This window comes from Kitasatospora sp. NPDC057965, from assembly GCF_042887135.1.
Taxonomy (GTDB): Bacteria; Actinomycetota; Actinomycetes; order Streptomycetales; family Streptomycetaceae; genus Kitasatospora.
The window spans coordinates 1-22921 of sequence record NZ_JBHVPZ010000046.1 but is presented as its reverse complement, the minus strand read 5'-3'; the positions used below and the strand labels follow the sequence as shown (position 1 = coordinate 22921).

The following is a 22921-nucleotide window of genomic DNA, read 5'->3' as shown; positions in this document are numbered from 1 at the left end:
TCAGGTCCTTTCGTGGCGGGGGGTCGAGGGGGTGGGGCGGGGCGGTGGTCAGCGCGCGCCGCTGATGCGCAGGACGGCGAGGGCGCCGAGGCCGGAGATCACGAAGACCGCCGGGTAGAGCGCGCCGTAACCGCCGAAGGTGTGCACGATGGCCGCGGCCACGACCGGTGCGACGGTGGTGGGCAGGGTCGCGGCGAGGTTGAGGACGCCGAGGTCCTTGCCGAAGTCGTCGGGGTCGGGCAGCAGGGTGCTCATCAGCGCCTGGTCGACCGAGATGAAGGCACCGAAGCCGGAGGCGGCCACGAAGGTGGACAGGGCCAGTCCCAGGACCGACGGAAGGGCCAGCGGGATCAGCGCGCCGGAGGCGATGACCAGCCCCGCGCCGAGGACGACGGGCTTGCGCCGGCCGATCCGGTCGGAGAGCGGGCCCGCGACGGCGGTGGAGATGATGATGCCGGGCAGGGAGACCAGTCCGATCAGGGGCACCGTCCGCGCCGCGTCGTCGAGCGACATCCCGACGTAGTCCTGCGCCAGGTAGAGCTGGTAGGTGCTCAGCATCGTGTATCCGCCGAACAGCAGGATCCGTCCGGTGAAGCCCCAGAAGAAGTCGCGGTGGCGCACCGGGTTCACCCAGAACGCGGCGAGGAAGGCGCGCGTCGAGAAGGGGCGGCGCGGTTCGGCCCGGTTGTCCCGGTCGGGGACGAGGGCGACGAACAGGACGATGCCGAGCAGGACGACCCCCGCCATCACGGCGTAGCCGAGCGGGATGGCGTCGGCGAACAGCGACCCGAGGATCGGGCCGAGGGCCGAGCCGAGCACGATCCCGAGCCCGACGCCCATCGAGAACCGTCCGCGCAGCCGCTCGGGGACCCGGTCGGGCAGGAGCGCGGAGAACGGCCCCTGGAAGGCGTTGAACCCGAACTGCACCAGCATGTAGCACACCGCCAGCACGGCCAGGTTCGGTGCGAGGCCCGCGGTGAGCAGGGCGCTGGCGCCCACCAGTGCGCCGGCGAGCATCCATGGTCTTCGGGAGCCGAAGCGGCTGCGGGTCCGGTCGGACAGGACGCCGGCGATCGGCTGGGCGAGCATCGCGGCCACCGCGCCGAGGGCGTTGATCATCGCGAGGTTGCCGGTCTTCGCGTCCGGGTCCATGTGCTCGACCTGGAGCGCGGCGTAGTACATCGCGACGCCGTAGGCGACCGGGGCCGCGGCCGCGACGAACGGGGCGGTCCGGAACAGGCGCCGCAGGTCCGCCGGCACGGCGCGGGACGGCTGTTCCGCCGCACCGTCGACTGGTGGTGACGAGTCGTGGGCCGATCGGGGATCAGCGTGCACGGACATCCTTGCCTCCGATGCGGGGGAGCGGGCCGGGCGGGGGAGGAGGGTCGGCCCGGTGCGAGAGGGCGCGCCCGACGAGCACCGCTCGTGGTCGTTCACGTTCGCGCCAGCCATAAGTTACCACCATGGTGGTAACGTTTGGGAAGAGTTCAGAGGGCGGCGATACTGGAGCGATGGGGATGAAGCGCGGCACCTACCGGACCGGACGAGAGCGCGTCGAACGCATCCTCGACGCCGCCCACGAACTGTTCGTCGACCCCGGCTACCGAGCCACCTCGCTGCGCGCCATCGCGAGCGCCTCGGGGATCTCCCACCCGGCACTGCTGCGCCACTTCTCCTCGAAGGCGGAGATCCTCACCGCACTCGTCGACCGCCTCGACCGCCAGTACCTGGAGAGCGTCACGGACGGTCCGGACGGCGGGTTCCGGCCCCGCCCCGCGGCCGAGACGGCCCGGCGCAACGAGGCGACGCCCGGCTGGATCCCCCTGTTCACCACCCTGCTGGGCGAGGCGACCAGCCCCGAGCATCCCGGCCGCGCCCTCATGCGGGACCGCCGGCGCGAGGCCATCGCGATCGGTGTGCGGACCTACGGCGCCCTGGGCGCAGACGAGCGCTCCGCGAAGCTGGCCGTCCAGCGGCTGGTGGCCGCCTGGGAGGGCCTGCAGATCCTCTCCCTGTACTTCCCCGGCCGGATCGACATCCCGGCCCGGATCGCCGCGCACGAGGACGACGTGCGGATCAACGGGATCGCGCCCGCACCCCCCGCGAGGCCGGGCGCGTCGACGGCGGCACACGCCCCGGCGGCCGACCCTGCGCCGGAACGCACACCGCGCGAGCGGGCCCTGTACAGCGCGTGCGTGCTGTACGCGCGCCACGGCTACTCCGGGACCTCCATGCAGGCCGTCGCCGACGACGCGGGCTTGACCAAGGCCGCCCTCGTCCACCTCGCACCCACCAAGGCCGCACTCCTGGACCTGGTGCTGGCGTACCTGGCCACCCCGGCGCCGGACTGGAACGGCCCCGGCGGCCGACTGCGCGCCGCCCTCGACCGCCCCCGCTGGCAGGCCGCCGCCGAGATCGTGCTCATGTGTGAGGCCATCGCGCCCTCCCACCCCGCGCACCGCTCCATGGCCGAGCTGCTGGAGGAAGGCCTCTCCGGCGTCGAGGAGGCCCTGAGGGCGACCGGGGGAGCGTCCGACGCCGAGGCGGAGGCTGCCGCGCAGTGGATCGTCGCACTCGTGCTCGGAGCCGTGATCGCGTCGCTCTACGAGCCCGAGGACGTCGAGCCGGCAGCCCTCGTCGAGAGTGCGCTCCCGCCCCGCGCACCCGCCTGCGCGCCCGCCGCGCTCGCGCGCTGACCCGGCGGGCGGCCCGGCCGCTTCGCCTACTCCGGGAGCGTGACCGAGAGGGCGTGCCGGAACGCGTCGCGCGGGTCCCAGCGGGCCTTGACCCGGCCGCCGTAGCCGACCAGCAGCATGCCGCAGGCGGCGTTTCCGGTTTCGTTGGTCAAGTGGCGGTGGATCGTGGCGAGTTGGGCCTCGGTGAAGGAGCGTCTGAGGTAGCCGGCCTTGCCCTTGTGCCGGCGGGTGATGATGTCGCCGGCCTCGCCGTTGCCCGGCCAGGTCATCGGGTAGGGCCACGGGACCGTCGCGCTGCCGCCGTCGGCGTCCAGACCGGTGCCGGCGTTCACCTGGTCGACGAAGTCCTTTTGTCCCCGCCACCGCCGGTGTGCGCCCACCACAACTCACGGTCGGGGTCGTCCGGCTCGCGGGTGGCGACCACGGCACGGGCGGTTCCGTCGCGGTCGACGACCACCACCTCCACGCCGTACAGGTGGTCCACCACCGAGCCGTAGCGCCGCGACAGCGGCCCGTACCCGCCGCCGACCAGGTGCCCGCCGGCGCCCACCTCCGGGCAGCCGCCGGCGGGCACGGTGACGCCCCAGCCCTGGAACAGCGTCCGGTACACCCGGCCGAGCGTGGCACCCGGCTGCACCTCGAAGGCCCGCCGCCCCGGGTCGTAGCCCACCGCGTCCAACGGGGAGAGGTCCAGCAGCAGGCGGATCGCGGGGTCGGCGGTGAAGTTCTCGAAGCAGTGACCGCCGCTGCGCACACCGATCCGCCGACCGTCGCGGACGGCGTCCTGCACCGCCCGCACCACCAGCTCGGTGGAGCCGACGACCCGGATCTCGTCGGGGCGTCCGACGAAGCGCTGGTTGTCGCCCTTCAACAGGCTCGCGTAGCGCGGGTCGCCGGGGCGCACGACGGCCGGAAGGGGGCCGGTTCGCGCTGCCCGGCCGCCCCGGCGGGCTCCGTCGTCGCCACCGTCACGACTGCGGCGGCCAGGCCGCCGGCGGCGGTGAGAAGGGCGCGCCGTCCCGGGGCCGCCGCGTTCGTGGGTTCTCGATGCATCGTCAGCTCCCCGGGGGTGAACGCCGGTCTCCCCGGTAGCATGCGCGCTCGTGCGAGGTCGCGGCCAGTGTCCGGCCGGACGTGTCGGCGGATCCCGTGGTGCGCGGCGGCGGAGCGCCTCCTCGGCCCGCAGGCCCCACGCCCCGCTGCCGTTACCCCCGTGGTGTGATCGGCGCGGGCCGATCCCCCTCGGAGGGCGTGTCGGAAGGGCACGGGCGGCGTTCCGGGTAATTACTAGATCATATGCCCGGCTGGAAACTGTCCTTCTGTGCGGCCGCCGCCGTCCTGGTGGTGGCCGGATCGGCCACTGGTCCGCCGCTGGCCAACTCGGTCGCCAACCTCCCCTACGGCGGCCCGGGCGCCGGTGCGTTGACGCTGACGGTGACCGTCGACGGCCATCCGGGCACCCCCGTGGTGAGGACCGGTGACGAGGTGCGGATCAGCTACCACCTGCGCAACGACGGCGAAGCCCCGGTCATCGACCTGCAGATCACCGACACCCTCGCTCCCGGGACCGAGCCGCATTGCCCGGGCCGCGACGCCGACGGCAACCTCCGACTCCCCCCGGTCTCCACCCTCGTCTGCACGGCGACCGTGCGTGCCCTCCTCGGTGAACACGAGGGCCTGGTCACCGCCCGCGGTGTGATCGCCTACGGCCACCACATCCTCACCCGCACGGCGCGCTCGGGCTACACCGCCGTGGGCGCCGGCCCGGCCGCTCCCTCCGGCACGGCAGCACCGGGTGCGGGGACACCTGGCGCAGGGGTTCCCAGCGCGGGGACGCCCAGCGCGGGGACGCCCACGCCGGCGGCCGGGGCGACGGGAGCACCGGTGTCCGCTCCGGCAACACCTGCCGCACCGCCCGGTTGCGAAGTCGGTGCCGCCACAACTGCTGCTCCTACGCCCGCGGTTCCGGCACCCGGAGCACCGGCGGGCGGGGTTCCCGCGGCCGTTGCCCCGGGACCCGGAACACCTGCACCGGTAGCGGTGGCGGGCGTGCGCGCAGGTGAGGTCGCCGCCGCCGGGGCGCCCGCAGCCGCGGCTGCGGTGGGCGGGGCCCCCGCGCCTGCGGCGCCTGCGGTCGGGGCTGCCGCACCTGGGGCTCCTCCACCGGGGGCTCCGGCACCTGGCGCCGCAGCACCTGGGGCGGCGGCGGGCGGGACCGCCGTCGTCGGGGCACCTGCAGCCGGGGCTCCGGCGGCTGGGGCGCCCGCGGCTGGGGCTGCTGCGCCCGCAGCGCTTGCACCGGGGGCTCCGGGGGCTCCGGTACCTGGGGTGCCGGCAGCCGGGGCCGCCGCTGTCGCGGTACCCGCAGCGGGGGCTGGGGCAGCCGGAGCCCCCGCAGCGGGCGCTGCCGCACCTGGGGTGCCCGCAGCCGGGGCTCCTGCACCCGGAGCTCCCCCCGCCGGCGTACCAGCTGCCGCCGCACCGGCCCCCGCCGGCGTACCAGCCGCTGCCGTTCCACCGGCCCCGGCCGCGCCAGCCGCACCAGCCGCCCCAGCCGCCCCCGGCGCTCCGGCCCCCGCGGCCCCTGCCCCCGGTGCCGCCGTCCCGGGTGCCCCCGCCGCCCCTGCCCCCGGCAACGGGCGCAGACCGGTGCAGACCTCACCGAGCGGCGGTTCCGGTGCCGGGTCCGCGAGGCCCTCACCATCCCCTTCAGCCTCCGCCTCCGCCTCTGCCTCTGCCTCCGCCTCGCGTTCCCCCGGCCCTGGCGCGGGGGGAGGCCACGTGACATCACCCCTCCTCCACTCCGGCCGGTCCGCCACCCGCACGACGACCACCGCTCTGCAGCAGAGCTTCCTCCTCATGTTCCTTCTGGTCCTCCTCATTCCCGCGATTGCCGCCGTAGCCATCGCGCGACGTCGCCGTAGGCCGCGCCGCCGGCCCGACCCAAGCTCAGGGGCGCCATGGAACACGTAATCGGAGTGATCGGAATCGTCGTCGGATTCGCGGCCGTCGCCGGGGGCGCCGCCCTGCTCAACAGCCGTAGGGTCAGGCGATCGGAGCCGGAGGACGAGGCCCGTGACGACACCGCCGAGTACCTGACGATGATGGTCGGCGTGTTGTACGCCCTGGTGCTGGGCGTGGCGCTGGTCGCGGTGTGGGAGGCCAAGGGCGACGCCGGCGCCAACATCAGCGCCGAGGCAGGGGCGTTGCACCAGACGTATCTGCTCGCCGACGCGCTGCCCCCCGACGCCGCTCAGCAGGCCCGTTCGGCGGCGGTCGCGTATGCCACCTACGTCCGGACCGAGGAGTGGCCCCTGATGGAGGAGCGCAAGGCGCTGGGCCCGCGCGGCTGGACGCTGCTGCACGACGTGCAGAACGCGTGGACGTCCTTCGAACCCTCCACCAACGTGCAACAGCAGGTGGACCAGGTGGCGTTCGGGCAGATCTCCGTCGCCTACCAGGCGCGCCACGGGCGTGAGTCGGCCGGCACCGGGGGAATGTCGGGCGTGATGTGGTTCGGCCTGCTCGCCGGCGGTGCGCTCACCCTGGGCCTGATGTTCCTCTTCGGCATTCAGCGCACCCGCACCCACCTGGTCCTGGCCGTGGGCTTCACCAGCCTCATCGCCTTCATGGTCGTCTTCATCTACGCCCTGAACTCCCCCTTCGGTGGCCTGCTCGGCCTGAGTTCCGCGCCCTTCGCCGGGGTCGGTGTCGGAGGCTGACCCGACGGCCGGCGGATCCGCCCCATCGAGGGGCCGGTGGCCCGGCACCTCTGGTCTTTCAGCACGACGCCAGTAACATGAGCAGTCCTCATGTTCCTGCCCGGGGAGGCTGCCATGCCGGACCGCTACGACCTACCGCCGGGATTCCGCTGGGGTGTCGCCACCGCCGCGTACCAGATCGAGGGCGCGGTGAACGAAGACGGCCGTGGCCCCTCGATCTGGGACACCTTCACCGCCCGCCCCGGAACCGTCCGCGACGGGCACACCGGAGCGGACGCCTGCGACCACTACCACCGCTGGCCCGAGGACATCGCGCTGCTCCAGGGCCTCGGCGTGGACGGCTACCGCTTCTCCATCGCCTGGCCCCGGATCCAGCCGACCGGCGCAGGCCCGGTGAACCCCGCCGGACTCGCCTTCTACGACCGCCTCGTCGACGCCCTCCTCGACGCCGGCATCACCCCCCTCCCCACCCTCTTCCACTGGGACCTCCCGCAGGCCCTCGAAGACAACAGCGGCTGGCTCGACCGCGACACCGCGTACCGCTTCGCCGACTACGCCGCGGTCGTCGCCGACCGCCTCGGCGACCGCGTCCCCGCCTGGATCACCCTCAACGAGCCCTTCGTCCACACCGTCTTCGGTTACGCCCTCGGCATCCACGCCCCCGGCCGCACCCTGATGTTCGAGGCCCTCCCGGCGGCCCACCACCAGCTCCTCGCTCACGGCCTGGCCGCCACCCTCCTCCACGAGCGCGGCCTCGACGTCCTGATCTCCAACAACCTCACCCCGGTCGAGCCGGCCTCGTCCTCACCCGCCGACGCAGCCGGCGCCCAGGCCTACGACGCCCTCCACAACCGCCTCTTCACCGACCCCCTCCTCCTCGGCCGCTACCCCGACCTCTCCGCCCTCGGCGTCCCCGACGACATCTTCGGCGCCGTCCACCCCGGCGACCTCGACCTCATCACCGCCACCCCCCTCGCCGGCCTCGGCGTCAACTACTACAACCCCACCCGCATCGGCGCCCCCACCGACCCCACCCTCCCCTTCACCCTCCTCGACATCCCCGAAGCCCCGGCCCACACCGCCTTCGGCTGGCCCGTCGTCCCCGACGGCCTCCGCCAACTCCTCCTCGATCTCCGCCAGTTGTACGGCACCTCGCTCCCACCCATCACCATCACCGAGAACGGCTGCTCCGTCACCGAGGAAACCGCCCCCGACCACCCCCGCATCACCTACCTCGCCACCCACCTGGACGCCCTCGCCCAAGCCGCCGCCGAAGGCATCGACATCCGCGGCTACTACACCTGGACCCTCCTCGACAACTTCGAATGGGCCGAGGGCTACCACCAACGCTTCGGCCTCGTCCACGTCGACTTCGAGACGCAGCAGCGCACCCCCAGGGCCTCGTACGTCTGGTACCGCGACCTGATCGCGGCGCACCGGAATTGCCGCGTAAAGTAGTTGGCCTTCGGGGTCCGTGGTGGAACGCGACGGTCCAGCCCCGGGAGGCGGGGCACTGGTGGCCAGGGTCTTGACGGGTGATCGAGCGGCTTGTCCGGCAGATGGCTCAGCGGCCTGCGGAGGGCCGCAGGACCATGAAGATCACCTGGTCCACCCGTCCGGGTTGGTGTGCCGTCCGAGGTCCACGCGGCGGGCGTCGGCACAATGAGGCATGGGATCAAGCCCTGGGCCGGCCGGTTCACCGTCGGCGACACTCGATCAGGCCGCCGCGCGGGGCGAGCGCTGGTGGCCGGTGGCACTGGCGATCGCCACGGCCGCGATGCTCCACGTGGCGCTGCCCGCCCCGTACCGGCTGGACCCCGCGTGGATGGTTCCCGTGGTCATGCTCACCCTGCTGGGGGCACTGATCCTTGGTGACCCGGGGCGGATCGATCGGCAGAAGCGGTGGCTCAGAGCGGTCACCGATGTCATGATCGGCTTCATCACCGCGGCCAACCTCTATGCGGGTGTCCACCTGGTGGTGGACATCCTGACCGACAACAAGCTGTTCGCCGACAACGCCACCGGTCTGCTGGCGACCGGGGGAGTGACCTGGGCCACGAACGTGATCGCCTTCGCGCTGTGGTACTGGGACCTCGACCGAGGCGGTGCGGCTGCCCGCGCCCACCCGCTCCAGCCGAGCCCGAGCTTCGTGTTCCCCGAGATGCAGCACTCGGCCTACACGACGGCCGACTGGGTGCCGACGTTCGCTGACTACCTGTCATTGGCCTTCTGGACCGCCACGGCGTTCAGCCCGGCCGATGTCTCCGCCGTCAGACGATGGGCGAAGCTGCTGATGATGGTGGAGGCAGCGGCCTCCCTCATCCTTGCTGCCCTGGTGATCGCCCGCGCGATCAACATCCTGCAATAGACGAGGCGGGCACCCCGGGCCCGTGGTCAGCGGCCGCCTCGTCGACGAAGTCCGTCGGATGGACACAACCCGTGTGAGCAGGCGCACCTGACTGTCGGTCACCCCTGTCCGGTATTCTCCCTGGGCTGACGATGTGCCGGCCTGCGCGGGATGGCAGGGCGTTCGACGGGTCGAGGCTGCCGCCGGCGCTTCGGCCTCGTCCACGTCGACTTCGCCACCCAGCGCCGCACCCCCAGGGCCTCCAGTGCCTGGTACCGTGACCTGATCACCACTCACCGGGCTTGACGCGCACGGTGGTTGAGGTGTCCCGATCGGGCCCGGAGTCGGCGTCCCGGGTGTGACGTCGGTCATACCGATGCCGTCGGGTGGCGGACAACCGGCGCTCGCAGTCGCAGAACCTGCAGGTCACGGGAAGAGCCGGTGGTCCGCGGACGAAACCGCGGCGGTCGAACGATCTGGCTATCCGGGGAGGAATGAGCCTAGCCTGCCCGCCATGTCCCAGAACACGAACACTCCCGGCTTCCCCGGGCAGCCGGTCGCTCCGGTCGGCGACGCCAAGGTGCAGCGCCAGGTACAGCAGCAGGCGGGTGTCGGCCCGGTCTCCGGTGGCGGCGGCACCCTGTTCTCCGAGCCGGTCCTTGTGGTGAACCAGAAGGCCAAGCTGATCGAGCTGACCAACGAGTACGCCGTCTTCGACCAGCAGGGCGCCACGCTGGGCTCGGTGGTCCAGGTCGGCCAGAGCGGTCTGCGCAAGGCGGTACGACTGCTCACCTCCCTCGACCAGTATCTGACCCACAAGCTGGAGATCCGTGACGCGCACGGCAGCCCGGTGCTGCTGCTGACCCGCCCGGCGAAGTTCATCAAGTCGCGGGTGGTCGTGCAGCTTCCGAACGGCCAGGAAGTCGGCCAGATCGTTCAGCAGAACGCCATTGGGAAGATCAACTTTGCGCTGGAGGTCGGCGGGCGGAAGGTCGGCGCCGTCAAGGCCGAGAACTGGCGGGCCTGGAACTTCTCCATCGTCGACGAGACGGACGCCGAGATCGCCCGGATCACCAAGACCTGGGAAGGCCTGGCGAAGACGATGTTCACCACGGCCGACAACTACGTGCTCCAGATCCACCGCCCGCTCGCCGACCCGCTGCTCAGCCTCGTCGTGGCGACCGCGCTGACCGTGGACACCGCACTGAAGCAGGATGCCCGCGGCCTCGGATAGCCGCGACCGCACCCCGTTGGTTGTTCGTGCCCCACCCCCCGGCCGGGGGTGGGGCACGAAGCCGGCAGGTGTCCACGGTTGATGCCGGGGCGTTCCGCCGGTGCGGCGCGCACCAGCCGTGCACACCCTGCCCGTCAAGGCCTCGGGGCGTTCCGCCCGGTGGTGGTCGACTGTCTGCCGGGCACGGTGACCAGGGGCGGTCCGGTCGGCTCTGCCGGTCCGGCCGCGTAGTGTGGTGCCCGACGGACGGAGGGGAGTCGTTGCGCAGGGTGCCACCGGAGATGTTCCGGTTCACGACGGGGGAGAAGGCCGAACTCTACGGTGCGATCCTGCAGGCCTTCGGTGCGGCCAACGAGCGGCTGGAGACCGCTCTCGGGCTGGACGAGGTCCGCGCCCGGCTGAGGACGGTCGGGTGGCTCGACGCGATCCACGACGACGACCTGCAGGAGGCGCTGCGCAAGCTCCGGGAGTGGCAGCTGCTGGACGTGGTCCAGAACCACGCGGAGAACTACCGCACCGCCGAGGAGTACGAGCGCCGCAACCTCCAGTACTCGCTGACCCGCCGTGGTGAGGCGGCGTTGGCCGGGGTCGAGCACGCCCTCGCCGTGCTGGCGTCGACCGGGGCGCTCCAGACGGCCGTGCTGGAGGCGATCACGGACCGGCTCGACGAGCTCTACGTCCTGCTGGGGGACTCCGCGTCCTCGGACCGGCGGGTCTTCAGCACGCTGCAGGAGCTGGAGGGGCACCTGGAGGCGCTGCTGGCGAACACCAAGGCGTTCAACGGCGAGCTGCAGCGCCTGCTGCGCGCCGAGGGCGCGGACCTGGCGACGTTCCGGGAGGTGAAGGCCGCGACGGTGGCCTACCTCCAGGAGTTCCTCGTCAACCTCGACCAGCGGGGACAGACGGTCGCCTCCGCCGTGGAGCGGGTCGAGGGGCGGGGGTTGAACCTGCTGCACGAGCGGGCGCTGCGGGGTGCCGAGCTGCCGCCGCTCGCCGGCGGCGATCCCGCGCCGGCCTGGCTGGAGCGGCGCCGGGCGCGCTGGGAGGGGCTGCAGGCCTGGTTCCGGCCGGTGGACGGGGCCCGACCCCGGGTGGAGCAACTGCACGATGTGGCGCGCCGCGCGATCGTGACGCTCCTGCAGGTCCTCGACCGGATCACCGAGTCGCGGCGCCGCTCCTCCAGCGCCGTTCAGGACTTCCGGGAGCTGGCCCGCTGGTTCGCCGCGGCACCGGCGGAGGACGACCTGCACCGGCTCTGGTCGGCCGCCTTCGGCCTGGGATCGGCCCGTCACGCCCATCTCGCCCACCCCGACCCGGAGTTGGTTCCCTCATCGGGCAGCTGGGCCGAGGCCCCGCCGGTGGAGGTGTCGGCCCTGCTGCGCACCAGCGGCCGCACCGAGCGGTTCACCCGCACCGGCAGGGTGCGCGATGTCGGCGGCATCAAGGCCGCCCGGGCCGAGCGGGCCCGCAAGGAACGCGCCGAACTCGAAGCGGCCTGGGACGTCCTGGGTACCGACGGTCCCGTGCGGCTCTCCGACTTCGGCGCGCTGGACCACACCGTCTTCGAGCGCCTGCTCGACCTCCTCGGCAGGGCGCTGGCGGTGCGACCGGACGGCAGCGGAGCACGGAGGGCGGTCACCTCGGACGGCCGGGTCGAGGTCGTCCTCCGGCCCCTGCCCGATCCCGGTGCCGGACGGGCCGTCCTCCGGACGCCCCGGGGCCGGCTGGAAGGGCCGGACTACCTGGTGGACATCCGGAGCCCGGGCCGTGCACGGGAATCCGCCGGGCAGGAGGCACCGTGAGCACCCTCGCCAACCAGTTGGTCCTGGCCGAGCGGCAGGACGTCGCCCGGGGCATCAGACTGCTCCTCGGCCGACCGCTGATCACCGAGCGCGCCGACCCGCCGGCCTTCGAGCTGATCCGCCGCCGGCAGGGCCCGCTGACGAAGTGGTTCGACTACCACTGCGGCTGGCAGCTGGTGGTGGAGCCCCGCCTGGGCTACGCGCGCCTGCTCAAGGTCCGGACCGTCCCCGACGCCTCGCGCCCGGCCCGCCGGCTGCGGTCCGGCAGGGCTCCGTTCGACCGCCGCCGCTACACCCTGCTGTGCGTCGTCGCGGCCGAACTGCTTCCGGTCCCGGTGACGACGGTCGGCCTGCTCGCCGACCGCGTCGTCCGGGCCTCTGCCACCGACGAGGCACTGCCGCCCTTCGACACGGCGAGCAGGCCCGAGCGGATGGCCTTCGTCGACGTCCTCAAACTGCTGGAGGCCTACGGCGCGCTCCTCACCGTGGACGGCGCCACGGAGAGCTTCGTCGACTCCGCGAAGGCCAAGGTGCTCTACCGGGTGGACGCCACGGTGCTGATGCGCCTTCTCGCGGCGCCCGTCGGACCGTCCCGGCTGGCCGTCCCGGCGGAGGACGTGCCGCTGCGCTTCGAGGAACTCCTGCGGGGCGCCGTGCGCGAGAGCCGGTACGGCGGCGCGGACGCCTCCGACGCGCAGCGCAACCTCCGGCTGCGGCACTCGGTGCTTCGGCGGCTCCTCGACGATCCCGTCCTCCACCACGACGAGCTCGGCGCCGACGAACTGGCCTACCTCACCTCGCCGACCGGCCGCCAGATCGTCCGGCGCGCCGCCGAGCAGGGAGGTTTCGTGCTGGAGGAACGGGCCGACGGCCTGCTGCTCGTCGACCCGGACGGGATCGCCACCGACAGCCGCTTCCCCGACGACTCCGCGACGGCCCGGGTCGCCGCCCTGCTCCTGCTGGAACCGCTGACCGCCGCTCCGGGCGGGCTCACACCGGAGCAGCTCGCCGTCGAGGCGGCCGAACTCCTGCGGCGCTTCCCGCAGTGGGCGAAGAGCTACCAGTCGGAGGACGGCGCCCAGCGCCTCACGGCCGATGCCGTCCGCGTCCTCGGCGACTTCGGCCTCGCCCGCCGGACCGGCGACCGCACGGTACCCCGGCCGGCCGCGTTCCGGTACCGCAGCAGCGTGGCCGCCGGCCGCGCGACCTGACCAGGAAAGACCTCCGATGACGGCGACACGACTTCCGCAGCCCGCCACGTTCCGAACGCCGGCCGGGGCAACACGGTGGCGGCCCTCCCGGGCGGGAATCCTCAACGTCTGGCGCTACTACGACGAGACCTTCACCTTCCACGAGGGCCGGCTCCTCCTGCGGGGACAGAACGGCACCGGCAAGTCCAAGGCACTGGAGGTGCTCCTGCCGTTCCTGTTCGACGCCAGCCTGCGCCCCAACCGGCTGTCCACCTTCGGCGGCTCCGAGCGCACCATGCACTGGAACCTGATGGGCGAGGGCACCTCGGGCAAGACCCGCGTCGGGTACGTGTGGCTGGAGTTCGTCCGCGGCGACGGCGATCCCGCCCGGTTCACCTGCGGCGCCAGGCTCCAGGCCAGCGTGCACACCACGGGTGTCACCGTCGACTACTTCACCACCGACGCGCGGATCGACCGCCCCGGCGGTCCCTCCCTGGTCAACGACGCGGGCCAGCCGCTCACCCGCGCCGCCCTGGCCGAAGCCCTGCAAGGCCGGGGTGAGCTGCACGGATCACCGACCGACTACCGCAACACCGTCCGGAGCACGCTCTTCCCAGGGCTGAGCGAGCAACGCTACGACGCCCTGATCACCGCCCTGCTCCAGCTCCGCACTCCCAAACTCTCCGAGCGACTGGACCCGTCGCTGCTGTCCTCCCTGCTCTCCCGGGCCCTGCCCCCGCTCGGCCAGGGCGAGATCACCGAACTGGCCGAGGGCTTCGAACGCCTCGACCGGCAGCGCGAACACCTGAAGTCCCTGGACGACGAGGTGGCCGCAGCCACCGCCGTCGCGGTCCAGCAACGCGGCTACGCCCGGCGCATCCTGCGCGCCGGGGCGGCGGCGCTCATCTCCGCGACGACCGAGATGGACAACCTCACCCGCATCGCCAGGGAGAGCGAGAAGGAGCACGCCGAAGCCCTGCGCCGGCGCGATGAGGAAAGAGGGGCGCGGGAGGAGCTCGACCACCGGCGACAGGAGATCGAGGGCACCATCGAGGGACTGCTCGACTCCGAGGCCTACCGGCAGGGGCAGGAGCTCGACCAGCTCCGTCGCAGGACCGACCAGGCCGTCGGGACCGCCGCCCGCGCCCGCGCCGCCGCCGACCGGAAGGTTCAGGCGGCCGACGAGGACGCCGGGCGTGCCGACGACGCACGGCTGCGCTCGGAGCAACGGGCCGAACACACCCGCGCGGCCCGGGAGGAGACGCGCGGCGCGGCGCGGCGAGCAGCCATGGAATCCGTCTGCACCGAGGTGCAGGAGCTGCTCGGCGCCGCACCGGGGCCGTCCGGGGACGCGCAGGAGCAAGGGCGCACGGCACGCCGCCTGCTGCGCGGCGCGGTCGTCTCGCGGCACGGCCAGATCGCGGAGGTCCGCACCGCGGTCGAGCGTCATGAGCGTTCCCTCGCCGACCGGACGGCGGCGGAGCAGCACCTCGACACGGCGCGCGAACGGCTGGCCGACGCGACTGCGAAGCGAGAGGCGAACGCGCACGCCTACGAGACGGCCGTCGACACCCACGCCGACCGGCTGCGCCGATGGGCAACGGCCGCCTGCACCGAGCTCCTGATCGACGACGTCGAGGAAGTCGCCTCCCGCGCCGCCGTCGAGACCGACGTCCTCGCGCTGGTCGAAGCCGCCGCCCGGGCCGTGGAGAGCTCCATCACCGCGGACGAGACGACCGCCCGGGCCGGCCGGGACGGTGCCCGCGCCCAACGTGACCTGGTCGTCGGGGAACTGGAGCGCACCGCTGCCGCGGCGGACCTCCCGCCGGTGCCGCCGCGCACCCGCACGGCCGACCGGTCGGTCCTGCCCGGTGCGCCACTGTGGCGACTGCTCGTGTTCCGGCCGGACGTGCCGCCTGCCGACCAGGCAGGGATCGAAGCGGCCCTGGAAGCGGCCGGCCTGCTCGACGCCTGGATGACCCCCGACGGAGGCCTCGTCGTCGCCGGGCACGACACCCTGGCCGACCCGGCAGCGGCCCTTCCCGCACCAGGCCCCTCGCTGCTCGACGTCCTCGCTCCGGAACCCGACGGCCCGGTGCCGTCCGGCCGGGTGCAGAGGCTGCTGGCCGGCATCGCCTACGGCCCCACGCTCCCGGCGGACCACCCGGCCGCCGTGGCGGCCGACGGAAGCTGGCGGCTGGCGACGGTGGTCGGCTCCTGGACCAAGGAGGAGTCCAGCCACATCGGCGCCGCGGCCAGGGAACGCGCCAGGCAGCGACGGATCGCGGAACTCACCGCCGAACTGGCCGGGGCCGAGGCCGGCGTCACCGGCTTCGAGACGAGGCTGCGCGCCCTCGCCGACCGCCGGACGCGCCTCGGTGCCGACCTCCGCTCCCGGCCGCACCACCGGGAGGTGGAGCAGGCCAAACGGGTCCGGGAACGCTCCGAGTCCGAGGTGGGAGCCCGCGAGGACGCCGTGCGCGAGGCCGTCGAACGGTTGGCGAAGCAGGAGGAGGCGGTCGCGGACGCGCTGCGCGTACTCGCCGTCGCCTCGGCCGAGCACGCCCTGCCGACCGAACGCGCCGCCCTGGACGCGACCGCCACGGCGGTCGACGCGCTGCGCGAGCAGGCGGACGTCTGGCTCGACGTGCACCTGGCCTGGACGGCCGCCCAGCAGGCCTGGGACACCGCCCGCGGCCACGCCGAGGCGTCCCGGGGTGCGGCAGCCGAGAGCCTGGGCGAGGCCGAGGACGCCGAGGCCGCCGCCCGCGGGCTCCGATCCGCGCTCCGGGCGGTCGAGAGCACCGTCGGCGAGGACTACCGCCAAGTGGCCGCCCGGATCAGCGACGTCCGAAAGCTGCTCGACCGGACCCGCCATGAGATCGCCACCGGTGACCGGTCGCTCCTCGCCCTCGAAGGCCGGATCGGCGCGCTGGGCGCCACCACGGCCCAGGACGCGGGCCGGCGCGATGAGGCCGTGCTGGTCCGGAACGAGGCCGCCCACGGCTTCCGGCGCCTGTGCGTCCTGGGGTTCCCCGAGGACGCGGGCCTCGGGGTCGTCCTCACCGCCGTGGACGGCACCCGCGCCACCCTTGAGGCGGCACGCTCGATCGCCGCCGCGTGGCCCGACCTGCCGCACGGCACCAGGAACCTCGGCGACTCGCTGAACCGGCTCTCCGAGGCCGTGCACCGAGCCCGCCAGAGCCTCAGCAACCGTGCCGATCTCGAACTCGAAGCCGAGGAGGACATCCACGTCCTCACCGCCACCGTCGACGGCATCCGGGTCGGCGCGAGCGGCCTCCTCGCCATCCTCACCGGCGACCGTGACCGCAGCCAGGACGACATCACCGCCGCCGAACGCAGCCTCTTCGACCGGACCCTCACCGGCGACACCCGTCGCCACCTCGCCTCCCGGATCCGGCAGGCCGGCGAACTCGTCGAGCGGATGAACGGCCACCTCGAACGGGTCCGCACCGCCTCACGGGTGGCCGTCCAACTGGTGTGGCAGATCCACCCCGACCTGCCCGCAGGCACCCGGGCGGCCCGTGAACTGCTGCTCAAGGACCCGGCGCGGATCACCGAAGCCGACCGCGAAGCCCTGCACGCCTTCTTCCGGGGCCGCATCGAGGAGGCCAAGACCCGCAACACGGCGGCGACGTGGGAGGAGCAGCTCGCCGAGGTCCTCGACTACACGGCCTGGCACCAGTTCGTCGTCAAGCTGGACCGTGCCAACGGCTCCGGGTGGCAACTGCTCACCAAGAAGCTCCACGGAGCCCTCTCGGGCGGTGAGAAGGCCATCGCCCTCCACCTGCCGCTGTTCGCCGCAGTGGCCGCCCACTACGAGGCGGTGCCGGAGGCTCCGCGGCTGATCCTGCTCGACGAGGTCTTCGTCGGCGTCGACACCGTCAACCGCGGGCAGGTCTTCGGTCTCCTCGCGGCACTCGACCTCGACCTGGTGCTCACCTCCGACCACGAGTGGTGCACCTACCGGGAGCTCTCCGGCATCGCCGTCCACCAGTTGATCACCGGAGGCGACGGCGACGACGCCGTCACCAGTGCCCGCTTCACCTGGACGGGCACCGAGCTCCTGCCCGACGACGCCGACACGGAGGAACCGGTATGACGGACCGCCATCCGCTCGACCGCCCCGAACTGCGCCCCCTCTGGTCGGCCGTCCACGACCGCCTCTCGACCGGCCGTCCTGTCAGCCGGGTGCGGTCCGGACCGCTCGACGACGCGGGCCGGGAGGCAGTGGCGGACCTCCTCGGACTCGACCGGCTCCCCGGTACGGAACCGACGATCCCGTTGGCCGCTCTCGACGGTGCCGTGCTGGACGCCTGCGGCCGGCCCGTCCGGGACGTCGTGGCCGTGATCCTCGGTCCGCTCCACGACCGGGCCGCCGAGCGCGGACGCAAGGCCGGCGAACGGGACGCCGTGTGGGAGTGGCTGGCCGGCCACGGCGTCGTCACCGCCCAGCCCGTCCTGCTGGATTGGGTCGGCCACCTGCGGGCCGGCGGTCTCGTGGACGGCTCGCCCGAGCGGACCCGGGGCCTGCTGAGCGCCGCTCTGACCGTCCTCGCGGCGCTCCCGGCCGGTGGTGATCCGCTGCCGGTTCTCGCGGCCCGCCACCTCGACGGTGACTCCCACGCCCTCGACGACGGGACGCGGCTGTCCTCCCTGGTCCTGCGGGCGCTGGCGGTGCTGTACGGCACCGACATGCCGGACAGCGCCGAGGGGCGACGCGGGCTCTGGAGCCGAGCCGGCGTGGCCGACGACGAGCTGTCCGCCGGCGTGCTGGCCGTCGGCCTCCGCCCCGGGGGAGAGGGCCCAGTGGCCGAGATCTCCCGGATCTGCGCCGACGCCGGCCACCCCGTCAGCCTCACGCTCGCCCAGCTCCGCACGCCCGGTGACTTCACCGGACCCGCGGGGCCGGTGCACATCACCGAGAACCCCAGCGTGCTCGCCCTGACACTGCGGCGATTCGGCCGCCGCTGCCCGCCACTCGTCTGCACGTCCGGGTGGCCCAACACCGCCGTGATCCAGCTGCTGCGCCGACTCGCCGACGACGGAGCATCCCTGCACTACCACGGTGACTTCGACGGGGAGGGCATCCGCATAGCGGCCCACGTCCTCGCCAAGACCGGAGCCGTTCCCTGGCGGATGGGAGCCGACGACTACAGGGCCGCTGCGACAACGCTCCCTTCGGGCCCCGCGCCGGGGCGCCTCACGCCCGCACCGTGGGACGCGGCACTCGTCGAGGCGATGGCCGGACTGCGGACAGCAGTGGTCGAGGAGGTGGTTGCCGACCTTCTCCTGGACGACCTGGCAGACCACTGTCACGAATAGCCGGGCAGCCCCCCGAAGGGCCGAGGGCTACCACCACGTTTCGGGCCCCGTCCACGTCGGCTTCGCCATCCGGCGCCGCACCCCCCGAGCCTCCCGCACCTGGTACCGCGCCCTGACCGCCGCCCACCGGGCGCGGCGGGCGGTACAGCCGAGTGCGGCGACACCGCTGTGACCGGATCGTTCCGCATCCGGGCCCGATGGGGTCTACGCCCGGGCACCCCGGAGCGGTGAGGATCGGGGCATGACCAACGCACTCCTCGTCATCGACGTCCAGGAATCCTTCCGCCGCCGCGAGAACTGGGCGGCCGTCTCCAACCCCGGGATCGTCGGGCAGGTCGCCCGGCTCGTCGAGCACGCCCGGGCCAAGGGCGACCTCGTCGTCTGGGTCCTGCACGCCGAGCCCGGCACCGGGACGGTGTTCGACCCCGCTCTCGGTCACGTCCGCCTGATGGAGGGGCTGGAGCCGGTGGAGGGCGAGCCCGTCGTCACCAAGACCTCGCACAACGCGTTCACCACCACCAACCTGCAGCAGTTGCTCACCCAGCAGGGGATCCGCGAACTGGTGGTCAGCGGCATCCGCACCGAGCAGTGCTGCGAGACCACCACCCGGGTGGCGGCCGACCTCGGCTACGAGGTCACGTTCGTGGTCGACGCGACCGCCACCCATCCGATCGAGCACCGTGACGCGCCGCCCGGGCGCAGCCTCGACGAGATCCTCGCCGATCCCCGCACGCTGTCCACGGAGGAGGTCATCGCCCGCACCGAGTACGCTCTGGCGGGCCGCTTCGCCACCGTCACCACCGTGAAGGAGCTGACCGGATCGTGACCCGTGTCGTCTTCCTGCTGGTCCCGCAGTTGCACCTGCTGGACCTCGCCGGGCCCGCCCAGGTCTTCTCGACGGGGGCCGACCACGGGCTCGGCTACGCGGTCGGCTACGTGGCCGAGCAGGAGGACGTCCCCACGGCGCAGGGGCTCACGCTGCGGGCTTCCGTCGAGTGGCCGCGGCTCACACCGGAGGACCTGGTCGTCGTCCCCGGCTGGCGGGCGTCGACGCTGCGGGCGCACGGGGACCTCTCCCCGGCGACGCTGGAGCGGCTGGCCGCCCACCACGCGGCCGGCGGTACGGTCGCCAGCGTCTGCGCGGGTGCGGACGCGCTCGGCCGGGCGGGGCTGCTGGACGGGCGCCGCTGCACCACGCACCACGACCTGCAGGACGAACTGGCCCGCCGCCACCCGAGGTCGGTCGTGGTGCGCGACGTGCTGTACGTGGTGGACGACCGGGTGGTGACCTCGGCCGGCATCGCGAGCGGCATCGACCTGAGCCTGCACCTGGTCGCCGTCCGGCACGGGCCGGCGGCGGCCGCCCGGATCGCGCGGGAGATGGTCGTCTACGCGCGGCGCAACGGCGACGAGCGGCAGGTCAGCGCGATGCTCCGGCACCGCGCCCACCTGGTCGACGCCGTCCACCGGGTGCAGGACCTGATCGACGCCCGCTTCACCGACCGGCTCAGCCTCGCCGACCTCGCCGGCGCGTCGGGCGTCAGCGAACGCACCCTCACCCGCCACTTCACCGAGGCCACCGGGCTCACCCCGCTGCGCTACCAGCAGGAACTGCGCGTCGAGCGGGCCGAGCACCTCATCGCGCACGGCGCCACCACGGAGGCCGCCGCCCGCGCCGCCGGCTTCCAGGACGCCCGGATGCTCCGCCGCCTGCGCGCCCGCGCCGGAGCCGTTCGCGGAGCGGACGCGGCGGCAGGGCACGTCGACTCCTCGGCCGGATCGTTGACCTGATCGGCCCGTGGCTGCCGATCGGGGCTTTGCGGCAAGGACAGCCCGTTCACGCCGCCCGAGGTTCCCCGGGTGTTCGTGGACGGCCTGTTCGGGTTCCCATGCCGGCTGGTAGAACATCGTGACCCATCGATGGCAGCCGAACTGGAGAACCTGAGTGAGCACTTACGCTGACCCGCTCGTCGGCGGTGCAACCGCGATGAGCGCGTACGAGGGGCAGGTGTGGGACGCACTCAACGAGCACTGGCAGCGCCGCAACAACCGCCGCGGCCTGCCGAACTGGGCGAGCGCGGCGCTCGGTCGGACCGGTGAGGTCGCGGGAAACGCCGCGCATCGAGTGGCGGGCGCTGTGCCGGAGGCGGTCAGGGAACCGATACGTCGTGCGGGCGGCGCGGTCGCCGAAAGGGCCGTGCGGCCGGCGCTCGGGGCCGCGACAGCGATGCTCGAGCTGGTCAACGACTGGGCCCTGGAGCTCAACGACCCGAGGAGCGTCGAGAAGCTCGCCCGCAAGCGGGGTTTCGAGATCGAGAGCTTCACCGACCTGCGGCAGCAGGACCTCAAGGTCTGCGACCGGCTGCTGACCTTCAACACCCTCACCTGGCGGACCGCCGGCGCCTTCGAGGGTGGCGCCATGGGCCTGCTGGCGATGGTCCCCGTCGCCGGCATACCCGTCGCGATGACGGCGGACATCCTCGTCGTCCAGGTCATGAGCGCGTCGATAGCCACGCGCATCGCGTATTCCTACGGTTACGACGCCAAGGACCCCGCCGAGCAGATGTTCATCCAACGCCTGGTACGCCGGTCCTTCGCGGCGCAGGCGACCAAGGTCGAGCCGCTCCGCGACACCGCCAGGGCGGCGAACGCGGTCAAGGGACGGGTGAGGTGGTCGGCCAAGCTGCGTCAGGATCATCAACTTCTCGCCGCGATCGAGAAGTTGATGAAGCAACTCGGGCCGGTCGGCTCCAAGGCGTCGGTGCAGGACGTCGCCAAGGTCGTGCCGATCGTGGGTGTCCTCATCGGCGCCGGCGTGAATGCCGCGGTCCTCGGCCGCGTGGCCACCGACGCCCAGCGGTACTGCCAGACCCGGTTCCTGTGCGACAAGTACGGGCTTCCGCTGCCGACCGCACTCACGACCGATCGGAATGACGACCCCCAGGCCGACGCCACGTAGTGGATGGCCGCCGGGGAGGCGACGCCTCCTCCGTGATCGGTGTACGGCTGACGCGGGGTTCTCGCCGGCGTGTGATCGGTCGGGTCCAGGCTCGGCAAGAACGGGCCCTGGCTGTGACGAATGGGGTCGAAGGGCCCCAGACAGCGGTGAGGTGGCGAACCTACGGTGGCGTTACCTACGGAACCGTAGGTTTGTTCGTCGATCGAGAGTTGAACCGTGAGCAGCACCGCCTCCCACACCCGGTGGACCGACGCCCGACTTCTGCAGGCCCTGGAGGAGGTGGTCGAGCGGGAGCTCAACCGCCATCTGCGGGTCTTCAAGGAGTGGATGCCGCACGAGTACGTGCCCTGGAGCCGGGGGCGGGACTTCGACGGGCCGCTCGGTGGTGAGGCGTGGGCGGTCGAGCAGTCGCCGTTGACCGAGGTCGGCCGGGTCTCGCTGGTGGTGAACCTGCTGACGGAGGACAACCTGCCGAGCTACCACCATGAGATCGCGACCCTGTTCGGCCGGGACGGGGCCTGGGGGACCTGGGTGCACCAGTGGACGAGTGAGGAGGCCCGGCACTCGATGGTGCTGCGCGACTACCTCATCGCCTCCCGGGCCGTCGATCCGGTGGAGCTGGAGCGCGCCCGTATGACCCACATGCAGAACGGCTTCGTCTCCGACAACCGGCACTCGCCGCTCCACACGGTCGCGTACGTCGCCTTCCAGGAGCTGGCCACCCGCATCTCGCACCGCAACACCGGGCACGCCTCGGGCGACCCGGTCTGTGACCGGATGCTGGCACAGGTCGCCAACGACGAGAACCTGCACATGATCTTCTACCGGAACCTGCTCCGAGCCGCGTTCGAACTCGCCCCCGACCAGGCGATGCAGGCCGTCAACGAGGTGGTGAGGAACTTCCGCATGCCCGGCCACGGCATGCCCGGCTTCGAGCGCGCCGCCGCCCGGATCGCCGTCGACGGTGTGTACAACCTCCGCGTCCACCTCGAAGACGTGCTGCTGCCCGTCCTGCGCAATCTCAAGGTGATGGAGGCCGGCGGACTGGGGCCGGACGGGCTGAAGGCCCAGACGGAGCTGGGGCTGATGCTCGACGGTCTGGCCGCCCAGGCGGCCCGGTTCGACGAACGGCAGGCGGCGATCCGTGCCCGGCGGGCCGCGGCCAAGGGCTGACCTGCCGGGGCGTTTGGATCAGACGCGGAAGTAGGGATAGAGTCTCCCAGTCGCTCGACAGGGAGTACCGGACACGCATCGGCGCGGACGGTCCCGGGGTGGCCAATCCTTTGAAACACACTTCTCGGTTCGGACCGGGTCGCTTTCGCGTGCTCGCGTTGCGGCCCGGTGCTTATGTGGTGTGCGCGTTTTATTGGATTGCGGCCGGATTCGCTTTTCGGAGCGGGGATCGGTTAGAGTTTGGAACGTCGGACGGGGCGTCAAGCCGCAGAAGACACCAGGGAGTTGGGCGAAGGAAGCGCCGGAAACGGAGCGGAAAACGTCTGATAAGCTGGAAAAACGAAAGAACGAAGCGCTCGGAGGGCCCGCTGGAAGGCGGCTCGAAGGAAGCGTCCGTTCCTTGAGAACTCAACAGCGTGCCAAAAGTCAACGCCAGATATGTTGACATCCCC

At 72.7% G+C, this 22921-nt stretch carries 16 protein-coding genes and 1 pseudogene; 14 read left to right on the top strand and 3 right to left on the bottom strand.

The features are described 5' to 3' along the window. Positions 1-48: 48 nt before the first annotated feature. Positions 49-1335, bottom strand: coding sequence for an MFS transporter (locus tag ACFVVU_RS36570; protein WP_387794139.1), 1287 nt, complete (start codon positions 1333-1335; stop codon positions 49-51). 176 nt (positions 1336-1511) lie between these two features. On the opposite strand from ACFVVU_RS36570, the gene ACFVVU_RS36565 reads away from it, so the two are divergent. After that, a complete protein-coding gene (locus tag ACFVVU_RS36565) occupies positions 1512-2696 on the top strand; it encodes a TetR/AcrR family transcriptional regulator (RefSeq protein ID WP_387794138.1) in 1185 nt (394 codons plus the stop codon). 26 nt (positions 2697-2722) lie between these two features. Here ACFVVU_RS36565 and ACFVVU_RS36560 read toward each other — a convergent pair whose 3' ends face one another. Both ACFVVU_RS36560 and ACFVVU_RS36555 read right to left on the bottom strand, forming a co-directional pair. After that, a complete protein-coding gene (locus tag ACFVVU_RS36560) occupies positions 2723-3028 on the bottom strand; it encodes a hypothetical protein (RefSeq protein ID WP_387794137.1) in 306 nt (101 codons plus the stop codon). Next, positions 3025-3600 (bottom strand): FAD-binding oxidoreductase, encoded by a 576-nt coding sequence (locus ACFVVU_RS36555; RefSeq protein ID WP_387794136.1) that lies wholly within the window; start codon positions 3598-3600, stop codon positions 3025-3027. The genes ACFVVU_RS36560 and ACFVVU_RS36555 overlap by 4 nt, the downstream gene beginning before the upstream one ends. Before the next feature lie 2074 nt (positions 3601-5674). Here ACFVVU_RS36555 and ACFVVU_RS36550 point away from each other — a divergent pair. The 13 genes and pseudogenes from ACFVVU_RS36550 (at position 5675) to ACFVVU_RS36490 (ending at position 22469) form a co-directional block, all read left to right on the top strand. Further along, on the top strand, positions 5675-6418 hold the full coding sequence (locus ACFVVU_RS36550; RefSeq protein WP_387794135.1) for a hypothetical protein: 744 nt from the start codon (positions 5675-5677) through the stop codon (positions 6416-6418). Between the two features lie 114 nt (positions 6419-6532). Then, positions 6533-7876 (top strand): GH1 family beta-glucosidase, encoded by a 1344-nt coding sequence (locus tag ACFVVU_RS36545; RefSeq protein WP_380683277.1) that lies wholly within the window; start codon positions 6533-6535, stop codon positions 7874-7876. Positions 7877-8168: 292 nt separating this feature from the next. Next, positions 8169-8786 carry a hypothetical protein gene (locus tag ACFVVU_RS36540; RefSeq protein ID WP_387794134.1) on the top strand — a complete coding sequence of 206 codons (618 nt, stop codon included), beginning with the start codon at positions 8169-8171 and terminating at the stop codon, positions 8784-8786. Between the two features lie 174 nt (positions 8787-8960). Next, a pseudogene (locus tag ACFVVU_RS36535) lies at positions 8961-9071 on the top strand (family 1 glycosylhydrolase); the annotation flags it as partial. A gap of 70 nt (positions 9072-9141) precedes the next feature. Continuing rightward, positions 9142-9999: a phospholipid scramblase-related protein gene (locus ACFVVU_RS36530; protein WP_387794133.1), complete on the top strand. Its 858-nt coding sequence runs from the start codon at positions 9142-9144 to the stop codon at positions 9997-9999. 281 nt (positions 10000-10280) lie between these two features. Continuing rightward, a complete protein-coding gene (locus tag ACFVVU_RS36525) occupies positions 10281-11801 on the top strand; it encodes a TIGR02677 family protein (protein WP_387794132.1) in 1521 nt (506 codons plus the stop codon). After that, positions 11798-13012 carry a TIGR02678 family protein gene (locus tag ACFVVU_RS36520; RefSeq protein WP_380683273.1) on the top strand — a complete coding sequence of 405 codons (1215 nt, stop codon included), beginning with the start codon at positions 11798-11800 and terminating at the stop codon, positions 13010-13012. Before ACFVVU_RS36525 ends, ACFVVU_RS36520 begins: the two co-directional genes overlap by 4 nt. 16 nt (positions 13013-13028) lie before the next feature. Then, positions 13029-17114 carry a TIGR02680 family protein gene (locus ACFVVU_RS36515; protein ID WP_387794131.1) on the top strand — a complete coding sequence of 1362 codons (4086 nt, stop codon included), beginning with the start codon at positions 13029-13031 and terminating at the stop codon, positions 17112-17114. After that, a complete protein-coding gene (locus tag ACFVVU_RS36510) occupies positions 17111-18337 on the top strand; it encodes a TIGR02679 family protein (RefSeq protein ID WP_387794130.1) in 1227 nt (408 codons plus the stop codon). The genes ACFVVU_RS36515 and ACFVVU_RS36510 overlap by 4 nt, the downstream gene beginning before the upstream one ends. Before the next feature lie 241 nt (positions 18338-18578). Beyond that, positions 18579-19163: a cysteine hydrolase family protein gene (locus ACFVVU_RS36505; RefSeq protein WP_380683270.1), complete on the top strand. Its 585-nt coding sequence runs from the start codon at positions 18579-18581 to the stop codon at positions 19161-19163. After that, entirely contained in the window at positions 19160-20128 is a 969-nt protein-coding gene (locus ACFVVU_RS36500; RefSeq protein WP_380683269.1) for a GlxA family transcriptional regulator, read from the top strand. The genes ACFVVU_RS36505 and ACFVVU_RS36500 overlap by 4 nt, the downstream gene beginning before the upstream one ends. Positions 20129-20324: 196 nt before the next feature. Next, a complete protein-coding gene (locus tag ACFVVU_RS36495) occupies positions 20325-21296 on the top strand; it encodes an EcsC family protein (protein ID WP_387794129.1) in 972 nt (323 codons plus the stop codon). A gap of 216 nt (positions 21297-21512) precedes the next feature. Then, positions 21513-22469 (top strand): acyl-ACP desaturase, encoded by a 957-nt coding sequence (locus tag ACFVVU_RS36490; protein WP_387794128.1) that lies wholly within the window; start codon positions 21513-21515, stop codon positions 22467-22469. Positions 22470-22921 lie beyond the last annotated feature (452 nt).